General features: G+C 40.6%; 9 protein-coding genes. 1 reads left to right on the forward strand and 8 read right to left on the reverse strand.

Going from position 1 to position 12685, the window contains the following annotated elements; translation table 11 throughout:
• The first annotated feature begins 163 nt into the window (after positions 1-163).
• A complete protein-coding gene (gene ytvI / locus G8761_RS08100) occupies positions 164-1279 on the forward strand; it encodes a sporulation integral membrane protein YtvI (protein ID WP_166025405.1) in 1116 nt (371 codons plus the stop codon).
• A 490-nt stretch (positions 1280-1769) separates the two neighbouring features.
• Here the strand turns inward: ytvI and G8761_RS08105 are convergent, their stop codons facing one another.
• From G8761_RS08105 to dnaE, 8 genes are all read right to left on the reverse strand, one after another.
• Positions 1770-2156 carry an FxsA family protein gene (locus tag G8761_RS08105; RefSeq protein ID WP_166025407.1) on the reverse strand — a complete coding sequence of 129 codons (387 nt, stop codon included), beginning with the start codon at positions 2154-2156 and terminating at the stop codon, positions 1770-1772.
• Between the two features lie 66 nt (positions 2157-2222).
• Positions 2223-3986, reverse strand: a complete 1764-nt coding sequence (gene pyk, locus G8761_RS08110) for a pyruvate kinase (RefSeq protein WP_166025409.1) — start codon at positions 3984-3986, stop codon at positions 2223-2225.
• 29 nt (positions 3987-4015) lie between these two features.
• The gene (gene pfkA, locus G8761_RS08115) at positions 4016-4975 is read right to left on the reverse strand and encodes a 6-phosphofructokinase (RefSeq protein ID WP_166025412.1); all 960 of its coding nucleotides are present in this window, start codon (positions 4973-4975) and stop codon (positions 4016-4018) included.
• A 278-nt stretch (positions 4976-5253) separates the two neighbouring features.
• Entirely contained in the window at positions 5254-6231 is a 978-nt protein-coding gene (accA, locus tag G8761_RS08120; RefSeq protein ID WP_166025414.1) for an acetyl-CoA carboxylase carboxyl transferase subunit alpha, read from the reverse strand.
• Positions 6225-7094, reverse strand: coding sequence for an acetyl-CoA carboxylase, carboxyltransferase subunit beta (gene accD, locus G8761_RS08125; RefSeq protein WP_166025416.1), 870 nt, complete (start codon positions 7092-7094; stop codon positions 6225-6227). Before accD ends, accA begins: the two co-directional genes overlap by 7 nt.
• Positions 7095-7252: 158 nt before the next feature.
• On the reverse strand, positions 7253-7927 hold the full coding sequence (locus tag G8761_RS08130; RefSeq protein WP_166025418.1) for a FadR/GntR family transcriptional regulator: 675 nt from the start codon (positions 7925-7927) through the stop codon (positions 7253-7255).
• Positions 7902-9140 carry an NADP-dependent malic enzyme gene (gene ystJ, locus G8761_RS08135; RefSeq protein ID WP_166025420.1) on the reverse strand — a complete coding sequence of 413 codons (1239 nt, stop codon included), beginning with the start codon at positions 9138-9140 and terminating at the stop codon, positions 7902-7904. Before ystJ ends, G8761_RS08130 begins: the two co-directional genes overlap by 26 nt.
• Positions 9141-9268: 128 nt before the next feature.
• On the reverse strand, positions 9269-12628 hold the full coding sequence (dnaE, locus tag G8761_RS08140) for a DNA polymerase III subunit alpha (RefSeq protein WP_166025422.1): 3360 nt from the start codon (positions 12626-12628) through the stop codon (positions 9269-9271).
• Between the last annotated feature and the right edge of the window lie 57 nt (positions 12629-12685).

Consider the following 12685-nt stretch of genomic DNA (forward strand, 5'->3'; position numbering starts at 1 on the left):
CGCTTGTAAAAGCTATATAGAATCCGCCTTCCGCTTTATGAAAAAAGCTATAAAGAATTGTGGCTCAAATGAATATCACATGTGGGAAATTATGCAATTTTTTCATAAAAATGATAAACTACAACTATCTATAGTAGAGACAAATTATTTAGGAGGATTAGATTTGAATTCAGTGTACATAGCCCGCATTTTGCGATTCCTTCTGGTTATCGGGGTCATAATTGGCGGAGCATTAGCCTTTTATTTTTTATCAAAGGTAACATACCCATTTTTAATAGGACTTATTTTGGCTTTCCTAATTAATCCGCTGGTTAATTTCTTTGAGAAAAAAAGCAGGATGCCCCGGCCACTTGCAGTGTTTGCAGCTCTGATCATTCTTTTCGCTGTTTTTGCGGGACTCGTCACCCTTTTGATTGCAGAAATTGTTTCAGGGGCCAATTATCTTGCATCAGTAGTGCCAAAACATCTTGATACGCTCATAGCCTTCATTGAGGATACAATAGCAGCACAGATTATCCCCCTTTATAACGAGATAGCAGGAGCCTTTAATAAACTGGATGCAGGACAGCAGGGAACTATTGTTGCGAATATCCAGAATGTAGGAAAACAAATTGGAGGAACAATTGGTTCCTTTATTAAAAACTTTTTCGGAAGTATCCCTACTATTATTGCCTGGTTTCCAAACGCTGCAACCATTACCATTTTCTCGATGCTGGCTACTTTTTTTATCAGCAAGGACTGGTACAGGTTTTCAGCATTCGGTGGAAAAATTTTACCCAACAGAGCAATAGCGAGTACACGAACCGTGTTTGCTGATTTGAAAAAAGCGCTTTTTGGCTTTTTTAAGGCACAGCTTACCTTAATTTCAATTACTACCGTTATTATTTTAGTCGGTCTCCTTGTACTTCGTGTAGATTATGCAGTAACCATTGCTCTTGTTTGCGGAATTGTTGATATTATTCCCTATCTGGGAACGGGATCCGTATTTGTCCCCTGGATTATTTATGAGGTTATAGGCGGAAACATGGGTCTGGCCATCGGGCTTGGTGTGCTGTATATTATTGTCCTTGTCCAAAGGCAGATTATGGAGCCCAAAATTCTTTCCTCCAGCATTGGTCTTGATCCGTTGGCTACATTAATCGCCTTGTTTGTCGGTTTTAAAACTATTGGCTTTTTGGGGCTGATTCTGGGGCCTGTGGTGCTTGTTGTTTTCAGTGCCTTAAAGAGAGCCAATGTTTTTCGGGATTTATGGATATATATCAAAGGAAGTGAAATATGAGTAAGCCCAATCGCTCGTCAGCGAAGCAGCTATTCAAATTGCTTTTCACGAAGTTACAGGCAACAGCTTGACTGCCCGCCGATAGCAAGCTGCTAGCGACAGACAAAAGGGCGGCCTGTCCCTTTGATGACCCTTCAAAGAAGCTTACCTTCGTTGGAGCGGAAATCAACAGGAAATTCCAACAAACCATTAAAAGGCCCTATTTGATCATAGATCAGAAGGGCCTTTGTTTTTAAATGATAAGAAGTATAAAGTTTTACTTTTAAATTGTCTAGCCCCAGCGCCCAGCGAGTTTTCATCCTTGATCAGCTTCTGGGCTTATCTTGCATCAAGTATGACCGTTAGATGATACTTGGTACAGCTAGTGTCCATCCTGCTTCTCCCTACGATAAGTCAACATCGACCTCGAGTGCTCCTGCGCCAAAGCTTTTTCAAAGAAGCTTATGTTCCAGCTCGTCACAAAGCTGTATGTTGACTAATTGCGCTTTTCTTATTTCAGTATCTTTATTTTTCCTCTGTTAATTTTGTTTTTAAACCAACCTCTGAGAAGATTTTTGAATAACACCCTGGATGGGGGAAGTAAAAGCAGGAATCCCAGGATATCAGTAATAAAACCAGGCGTAACAAGAAGGGTTCCTCCGATCAAAATGCAGATTCCATCCAAAACCGCTTCCCCAGGTATTTGCCCGGATCTTAATTCAGCCTGGGCTCTCCGAAACGTTCTTAGCCCCTGGCTTTTAGCAAGATAGGCTCCTAATACCCCGGTGAATAAAATAAAGAAGACAGTTGGGAAAACACCTATGGCTTTACCAGATAAAAGTAAAATACTAATATCTGCAGCAGGGATAAGAATAATTAGCAAAATTAATAATGGCATGATCTTCCCCCCTATAGTTTAAGCATATAGAAAAAGAAGGGGGTTCCCCTTCTTTCATTTTTTAAATTATAGTACGCTTGCGTGCCCGTTGTAAATTACTCCACGCATAGCATCAACTGTAATTTCCTGGCCATCTCTGAATAATTCCATTGCATTTTCCAAACCAACAATGACAGGAATACCAAGGTTTAATCCTACCACAGCTGCATGGCTGGTAAGCCCGCCTTCAACTGTTATCAATGCACTGCATTTTTCGATAGCAGGCACCATTTCACGGTCAGACCCGATGGTTACTAATATGCTGCCCACTTTTACTTTATCTAGGGCTTCAGTGGCATTTTGCGCAAGGACAACACGCCCGTATGCCGATTTACGGCCAATACCTTGTCCTTTAGCCAGGATATCCCCTACAACATGAATTTTCATCAGGTTTGTTGTTCCTGCTTCACCGACAGGAACCCCTGCTGTAATGACAACTACATCTCCATGTTTAACAATTCCGCTATTTACACTTTCCTCAACTGCTACATCAAGCATTTCATCAGTAGTGGAGGCTTCCTTACCCAGTTGCGGATAAACACCCCAAACAAGATTTAATCTTCTTGAAACCCCTTCATTTGCAGTAACAGCAACTATAGGTGCCTTAGGGCGGTATTTAGAGATCATTCTCGCAGTATGCCCGCTTTCAGTCGGAGTAACAATTGCATTAACCTCAAGATTTAATGCTGTGTGAGCAACAGATTGACCAATTGCATCTGTCATATTATGCTCTGTATCCTTACTGCGGTTTGAAAGAATTTCTTTGTGGTCTAGTGCTTGTTCAGCTCTGGAAGCAATATTATGCATGGTTTGAACAGCTTCCACAGGATACGACCCGGCAGCAGTCTCACCAGATAGCATGATAGCATCTGTACCATCAAAAATGGCATTAGCTACGTCACTAGCTTCTGCACGGGTTGGGCGTGGATTACGCTGCATGGAATCCAGCATTTGAGTTGCTGTTATAACCGGCTTTCCAAGAGCATTACATTTTTTGATAAGCATTTTTTGAACCAAAGGTACTTCTTCTGCTGGAATCTCAACACCCAAATCACCACGGGCCACCATTAAGCCATCGGAAACTTCCAGAATTTCATCGATATTGTCCACGCCTTCCTGGTTCTCAATCTTAGGAATAATGTGGATGTGAGTAGCATTATTTTCTTCTAATAACTGTTTGATTTCGAGAACGTCTTTTGCTCTGCGGACAAAAGAAGCTGCAATAAAATCAATGCCCTGTTCAATACCGAAAAGAACATCTTGTGTGTCCTTTTCTGTGATTCCTGGAAGGTTAACAGATACTCCAGGTACATTGACACCCTTTTTATTTTTTAATGTACCGCTGTTTAAAATTCGTGTATGAATTTCCCCAGCAGCATTATCAATCTTTGTAACTTCAAGACCTATTAATCCGTCATCAAGAAGAATTTTTGAACCAACATGGACATCTTCAATTAAACCTGGATAAGTAATAGAAAATTTATCTGTAGTACCTTCAACTTCAGTCATGGAAACAATAATATTATTTCCAGCTGTCAGTTCTATTGCACCATTTACCATATTATTTGTACGAATTTCCGGACCTTTAGTATCTAGCAGAATTGCTACTTTTTTGCCTGTGTTTTCCGCAGCTATACGAATATTTTGGATACGCTGGCCATGCTCTTGAAAATCCCCGTGTGAAAAGTTTAAACGGGAAACGTTCATACCCGCATTGATGAGCTCAGTTAACTTTTCAACAGTTTCACTTGCCGGGCCTATCGTACAGACGATTTTAGTTTTGCGTAACATTTTGTTTCCTCCTTGTTCTTCTAACCAGCTTAGATAGATAATTCCTGTGAAAGCTTATAAATATTCAGGTCAAGTGTATGCTTTTTTGCTAAAGCCTCAATAATGTCATAATCAACCAGACGGTTTTTCTCAATTCCTACTGCACGTCCGCCTTTGCCTTCCATTAACAGCTCAACAGCTCTGGCACCAAGACGGCTGGCAAGCACCCGATCCTGAACAGTTGGGGAACCGCCGCGCTGGATGTGTCCCAAAACAGAGACCCGTGTTTCATAGTCACTTGCTTCCTCAAGGTTTTTTGCGAAATCAACTGCACCGTATACGCCTTCAGCAATGACAATAATACTGTGTTTTTTGCCTCGTTCATGTCCTTTACGAAGCCTTGCAGCAATCTCCTGCATATCATAATTTTCTTCCGGGATCAGAATCGTTTCAGCTCCGCCTGCCAAACCTGCCCAAAGAGCGATATCTCCTGCATCACGGCCCATTACTTCAATAATAAAAGTTCTTTCATGTGAAGTTGCTGTATCACGAATTTTATCAATTGCATCAATAACTGTGTTCAATGCAGTATCAAAACCGATCGTAAATTCAGTGCCAGGAATATCATTATCGATAGTTCCTGGAACCCCTACACAGGGATATCCTTGTTCTGTTAGCGCCTTTGCTCCCCGATAGGAACCGTCTCCGCCTATTACTACAAGTCCCTCAATACCATGTGCTTTTAATTGTTCAATTCCTTTTTGCTGGCCTTCTCTGGTTTTAAATTCAAGGCAGCGTGCAGATTGAAGCATGGTTCCGCCACGATGAATAATATCTCCAACTGATCCTAATTCAAGTTTCTTTATGTTTCCGGTGATAAGGCCGGAATATCCTCCGTAGATTCCATATACCTCCAAATCATGATAAATAGCTTTCCGGACAACTGCACGGATAGCTGCATTCATGCCTGGTGAATCTCCTCCGCTAGTAAGTACGCCTATTTTTTTCATACATATCACCCCATAGGTCGATTTAAAATATGTAAATATTAATAAATATAATCTTTCTCTTTGACCTTCTATCTTCTTATTATAAACATAATAACCGGGAATATTTCTAAAATAACATGAAGAAAAGCCTATAACAACCTTATCATGGTGCTAAAACCAATAGACGGAATTATTCGTTAAATGAAAGCGTTTAATAAGTGGGTGTAAGCGAATTCACTCTGTTAATGTGTTAACTTTTTGTGAATATCAAAAAGAAACGTGCTCCTAAGAGCACGCTGTTAATTTACCCCGATGGCCTCTTCCGAAAACGAAAAGTCCCCAATTTTTCTGTATTTTTCATATCGGCCGGAAATTAATTCACTTTCATTGAGCTGCAGCAGCTTTTTTAATGAGTCCTTAAGAACTGCTTCAATTTCAGATGCTTGTTGTTTAACATCCTTCTGGGCTCCGCCCTTTATTTCTGGAATTATTTCATCAACTATACCAAGTTCTTTTAAATCAGGAGCAGTAATTCTCATTGATTCGGCTGCACGCTTTGCTTGAGAAGCATCCTTCCAAAGTATTGCGGCTGCTCCTTCAGGAGATATAACAGAGTAAGTAGAGTTTTCAAGCATATGAATATAATTTCCTACACCAAGAGCTAAAGCTCCTCCACTTCCGCCTTCCCCAATTACTATTGAAATCACTGGTACTTTTAAACCAGCCATTTCAAATAGATTACGGGCAATTGCTTCACTTTGTCCCCGTTCCTCGGCAGCTTTTCCTGGATAGGCCCCTTTTGTATCAATAAAGCAAATAATTGGTCGTTTAAACTTTTCAGCTTGTTTCATCAGCCTTAAAGCCTTCCTATAGCCTTCAGGATGAGGCATACCGAAATTCCTGCGTATATTCTCTTTTGTATCCTTACCCCTTTGATGTCCAATAACAGTTACAGGGAGGCCTTGGAAGGTTGCTACACCTCCAACAATTGCTTCATCATCAGCGAAGGTCCTGTCTCCATGACATTCGAAGAAGTCTTCAAACAAAAAGTCAATATAATCCAAAGTGGTTGGCCTGTTAGGATGTCTGGCAATTTGAACACGGTCCCATGGCTTTAAATGCTCATAAATATCTTTTTCCAGCTTTTCAAGGCGTACCTCAAGCTTTTCTATTTCAGCTGTAAAGTCCACATCAGCTGTTTTAGTGAACTCTCTAAGTTCGATTATTTTTTTTCTTAACTCAATAATCGGCTTTTCAAATTCCAATTCCCCTACCAATTTAGTTCACCCCCAGGCTGATGGATTGAAAGCAGCGAACCAATTTTTTCTTTTAATTCAAGCCGTGAAATTACGGCATCTAATTGGCCATGCTTTAACAGGAATTCCGCCGTTTGGAAATCTTCAGGCAGATCCTCTCTAATGGTTTGTTCAATGATTCTTCTTCCAGCAAAACCGATTAATGCACCTGGTTCAGCAAAATTATAATCCCCCAGTGAAGCAAAGCTAGCAGAAACCCCTCCAGTCGTAGGATGGGTCATAATGGAAATAATCAATCCGCCATTATCGCTGAATCTTTTCAGCGCTACACTGGTTTTGGCCATTTGCATTAGACTGATAACACCCTCCTGCATACGTGCACCGCCAGAGGCTGTAAAGATAATAAAAGGAACAGATAATTCATCTGCTTTTTCAATAGCCAGTGTGATTTTCTCTCCTACTACTGAACCCATGCTTCCCATACGGAAGGTAGCATCCATAACAGCCACCACTACAGGCAAGCCGTTCACATTTCCCATTCCTGTAACTACAGCTTCATTAATACCTGTTTTTTGCCTGTCTTTCTCAAGTTTTTCCAAATAATCAGGGAAATTAAGCGGATTCCTGGAGATCATATCTTCATGAATTTCAATAAAAGTGCCCTCATCCAAGAAACTTTCGAGGCGCTCGGCCGAATCCATTTGATGATGATGTCCGCAATGCAGACATACCTTTTGATTTTTCAATAATTCTTTTGTATACATTATTTTCTTGCAATCAGGACATTTCGTCATTATTCCTTCAGGTAAATCCTGCTTGGCTGTTTCTGAAGGAATCGTTGCATATTTTTTCTTCTTAGTCTTTGTGAAAAGTTCTTTCAGCAAGGTGAAACCTCCCTCATTCGTAAAGCCAAGATAATGGCTAAATTTCTCCCATTCGTCTATCCCCGAGTGGTCAGACCACTCTTTGTATAAAAAGCGCCTACCCTGCTTGTTAGTAGGCTCGTCTTGTTTACTATAAAGTAAACCTCTCTAAAAAACTGTTAGATTTTGTCGGCGGAAATCGACAAATTTCTAAGCTGACGATAGGCAGACAGTAATTCAGCTACGTCCATTGCTTCGATTGCTTCTATGAGCCTTATATATCCGTCTTTTGAATGCTGCTCTTCTTTAAACATTAAAGAATTATAATAATCCTTTAATATGATCCACATTCTGAGGAATAAATGGTTGTCCGCCATTTCAATGATCCGATAAAAAAATTCATCATCGTTCACAGCATAACTATGTTCAACCTTGTCCCTTAAAAGCTGAAGACTATCCGCATTTTGCCTTTTTAATGCAAGCTGAAGGCAATCCATCTCGATATAATATTTAGTTTCAATAACATCTCTTTTTGCTTTTTCATCTTCCAGAATAAAGGTACTAAGGAGCTGGACAAGATGGTGTCCGCGAAAATCTCTTAAAAATGTACCTTCTCCCCTTCTGGTTTCAATCAGTCCAAGCAATTCCAATGCTCTGAGCGCTTCCCGAACTGAAGAACGCCCAACATTTAGGCGCTCTGATAATTCGCGTTCGGAAGGAATTTTGTCACCGGAACTCAAACGGTTCGTAGTGATCAATTCCCTTAACTGCTTAACAATTTCAATATATACTTTGGAGCTTTGGTTTGTATCTTTCACGATGGCTTTATCACTCGCCTTTTCCGATAATTGCAAGCCTCATCGTTTTTTCTTTTACTTCCGCAGGATCTACCTTTAAGCGGGCGACACCTGTCTCCATTGCCGCTTTAGCTACAGCGGAAGCTACTTCAGGGGCAACCCGAGGATCAAATGGTCCAGGAATTACGTAATCTTCACTAAGTTCATCTTCACGAATTAAACTGGCAATAGCTTCAACAGCAGCTACTTTCATTTTTTCATTAATATGGGTAGCACGCACATCAAGAGCCCCACGGAAGATACCAGGAAAAGCAAGGACATTATTCACTTGGTTAGGGAAATCGGAACGCCCCGTTCCGATAACTCTAGCACCCGCTTCCCTTGCTATATGCGGCATAATTTCAGGAACCGGATTTGCCATTGCAAAAATAATGGCATCTTTGTTCATGGATTGAACCATTTCGCTAGTTAATGCACCTTCAACAGAAACTCCGATAAAGACATCTGCACCCTTTATGACATCCTCGAGATTTCCATGTGTATTCTCACGGTTTGTAAATTTAGCGACTTCGTCCTTAACTGCGTTCATGCCTTGTGGACGGCCTTCATAAATAGCACCCTTTGTATCACACATAATGATATCCCGGACACCATAGCTGTAAAGAAGCTTTATAATGGCTATGCCAGCTGCACCTGCGCCATTGGCAATAACCTTAATCTCAGTCATCTTCTTGCCCGTAATTTTAAGAGCATTGACTAGACCTGCAACTGTTACAATAGCTGTCCCATGCTGATCGTCATGGAAAACTGGAATATTTGTTTCTTTTTTCAGCCTTTCCTCTATGACAAAACAGTTCGGTGCTGCAATATCCTCAAGGTTTACACCGCCAAAAGTAGGCTCTAGCAATTTTACTGTTTCAATAATCTTTTCCACATCTGTTGTATTAAGGCAAATTGGAAAAGCGTCAACGCCTGCAAAGCTCTTGAACAATACAGCTTTACCTTCCATAACAGGGAGTGCAGCTGCAGGGCCAATATTACCTAGACCGAGTACGGCAGTTCCATCTGATACAACAGCAACCATATTGCCCTTCATAGTATAATCATATACTGTTTCAGGTTTTTCATATATCTCTTTACAAGGTTCTGCAACTCCTGGAGAGTAAGCAAGACTTAAATCCTTTGCATTCTGGACAGAAACTTTTGATTTTGATTCCAGTTTTCCTCTATGAATGCGGTGCATATGCAAAGCTTCTTCACGTAAAGTCAAAGCAATGTCACTCCTTTGATTATCAAAAAAGGTTATAGGCAAAATATTAAATTATTAAATGAATTTCTAGTGGTCAGACCACGAATGTCTATTAACCAATATAACATATCCTGTATAGATGTAAAGAATTAATCTCTTAAAATAACGTTCTCCTCGCCCAGCAAATCCTTGAGAAGAGTAATGAAAACCGGCCCTGGAGCAACAAAGCTTTCTTTAGTCAGCCTGACGGTTGTTTTGGAACCCCCGTAATAAAGAACAACAGGAGTATTGCCTTTATACTTGCCAAAAAGTTGTTTAAGCTCCTGAAGAAACGCCGGTTTTTCCATCTCTTTAATAATTTTTAAGTATAATACAGTTTGCGGGGAAGCATGTGATTTAAGCCACTCGGAAAGCAGATCGGCACGTTGGATAATAAATTGCCATTCTCCTCCGCGCTCTTCAGCCTTTCCTTCTATTACCGCCAAATTCCCCTGTCCAAGGACTGCGGAAAATTTTCGGTACACATCAGGAAAAGCAACGGCTTCCATTTCACCGCTTGAATCGCTTATTGTTAAAAAAGCCATTGAATCGCCTTTTTTAGTTCGGATTTTTTTGGAAGCTGTAATATAAACACCTGCTGAACAGCGTTTTCCCTTATTTATTTCACCAAATAAGGCAACTGCTCCTTTATCCTTAAGTTCCTTTTCGTAAATAGAAACAGGATGGTCTGAAAGATAAAATCCCAGAACTTCTTTTTCTAAGTTAAGCTTATCCTCAAGCCGAATTGGATCCACCTCAACATATTTTGGCTTAAGCATCATGGCTTCTTCTGCAAAAAGCTGTAATTGGCTGGCATCATCCGGATTAACTAGCTGGGCATGTTCAATTGCAACATCTATACTGGCCAGAAGTACGGCACGATCTTCCCCAAATTCATCAAGACATCCTGAGTAAACTAATGCTTCAAGCGTTTTTCGATTTAAGACCTTTTGAGAAACGCGAAGGCAAAGATCAAATAAATCCTCAAATTTTTTCTTTTTTCTAACCTGAAAAATTTCTTTGAGTGCTGTTGCTCCAACTCCTTTGATTCCCCCAAGTCCAAAACGGATCGCAGAGTTTTCAGCACCAAAAGAAAAAGGACTGTTATTAACAGAAGGAGGAAGGACCGTAATCTCCTTCTGCCTGGCTTCCCGGACATACTGGGCAGTCTTAGTCTCATTTCCCATGGCTGTACTCAACAGGCCAGCCATAAAATGCACTGGATAATGAGTTTTTAAATAAGCGAGCTGGTAAGCAATCAAACTGTAAGCCACTGCATGGCTCCTGTTAAATCCATAGTTGGCGAATTTAACAATTAAATCGTAAATATCATTTGCAAGCAGTTTGTCATATCCCTTTTGAAGCGCCCCCTGAACAAAATGTTCTCTTTCTCTGTCGAGTGTTTCCTTTTGTTTTTTAGAAACTGCTCTTCTTAATAAGTCGGCTTCTCCAAGAGAAAATCCGGCCATGATGGATGCAATTTGCATAATCTGTTCCTGGTATACAATGACTCCATATGTATTGGATAGAATTGACTTGAGATGAGGGTGCGGATATTCCACCTGTTCTGTGCCGTGTTTCCGTCCAATAAACACAGGAATATTTTCCATGGGCCCTGGCCGATAAAGGGCATTGACAGCTACAATATCTTCAAACCTTGTAGGCTTCAGCCTCATTAAAACCTTCCTCATTCCTTCGGATTCAAGCTGAAAAATCCCTGTTGTTTCTCCCCTGGCAAGCAGTTCATACGTGTCCTCGTCTTCTAAGGGGAGACTTCTAATATCAATTTTTTTACCTTCCTTACGCTGGATTGACAATAAAATGGACTCGATGAGGGATAGATTTCTTAAACCAAGAAAGTCCATCTTAAGCAAGCCTACTTCATCAAGATGTTCCATTGTATATTGTGTAAGATAGACCTGTCCATGACCCTGCTGAATGGGAACCATATCGACAAGGGGAAGCTCGCTGATAATAACACCTGCTGCATGGGTAGATGTATGCCTTGGCAGTCCTTCAAGCATACTGGCAGTTTTAAAAAGTTTTTGATTGATAGGACTTTCATTTACAAAGCTTCGTAATGCTTCAGACTCTGAAAACGCATTTTTAAGATTGATTCCAAGACGTGATGGAACAAGCCTGGACAACTGATCCAATTCCTTGGGGTTTAACCCAAATGCCCTTCCGGTATCCCTTAAAGCAGCTTTAGCTGCCATTGTTCCAAACGTAGTAATTTGGGCAACATGCAGTTCTCCATATTTATGGGCAACATACTGAATAACCTCATCGCGGCGGTGATCAGGGAAATCAATATCAATATCAGGCATTGAAATCCGTTCGGGATTTAGAAATCGTTCAAATAAGAGATTGTGGGCAATGGGATCTACATCAGTTATCTGCAAAACATAAGCAACAAGCGAGCCAGCTGCTGAACCACGCCCCGGTCCTGTTAGGATATTATTTTCCCGGGCGTATTTCATAAAGTCCCAAACGATTAGAAAATAATCGCTGAACTTCATTTTTTTAATAATATCCAGCTCAAATGTCAGTCTGTCGATGTATTCCTTTCCTGGGGCTGAAAAACGTGTTTTCATACCTTCTAAGCATAATTCATTGAGAAAGTCCTCTGCATTCCTGCCGTTAGGAACAGGGTATTTAGGAAGCTGTTTTTTTCCAAGTTCCAATACCACATTACAGCTATCAGCAATGTGAACAGAATTTTTAATGGCGTCAGGGTATTCTGATAAATAATTTACCATTTCTGCTTCAGTTTTTAAGTAATATTGGTCACTGGCCAATCTATCTCTGTGGTCATCCTGAAGCTTGTCTCCATTTTTAATTGCCAGCAGGCACTCCTGGGCAAAAGCATCCTCTTTGTTTAGATAATGAACCTGGTTAGATGCTACAATGCCAATTCCCAATTCCTTCCCAATGGCAAATATTTTTTCGTTAAGTGCCTTTTCGAACCCTAAGGAATGGTCTTGAATGGATAGATAAAAGTTTTCCCTGCCAAAAAGACTTCCCCATTGCTCTGCCTGCTCTCTGGCTTTGTCTTTTTCGCCTTGAAGAAGCAGCCTTTCAATTTCCCCATCCTTTCCCGGAGTTAGGGCTATCAATCCATTTGTATAGTGTCTTAACCACTTTAATGGAATCCCTTCAGGGGACTTTGTTTGGACAACACTTGAGATTTTTATAAGATTATGAAATCCCTCAAGGTTTTTAGCCAGCAAAACAAGCGGAGAACTGCCATTTTCAGCGTTAGCTACATCAACAGTAAGCCCCAAAATAGGTTTTATATTATTCTTCATACATTCTTTATAAAAAGCGACGGTGCCGTACATCACATTCCTGTCTGTCAGGGCTATCGCTGAAAAACCTCTATCTTTTGCTGCTCTCGCCAGCTCTTCCACTCGGGCAGTGCTGGTTAACAGACTATAAGCACTATATACTTGCAGGTGAATAAATGACACTTGTGCTCACCCCTACTTTTGTTTCTCTTTACTCTATTATAGAGCCCAGGATAAGAA

Origin of the sequence: Neobacillus terrae, assembly GCF_011393025.1 — a bacterium.
Taxonomy (GTDB): Bacteria; Bacillota; Bacilli; order Bacillales; family Cytobacillaceae; genus Neobacillus_A; species Neobacillus_A terrae.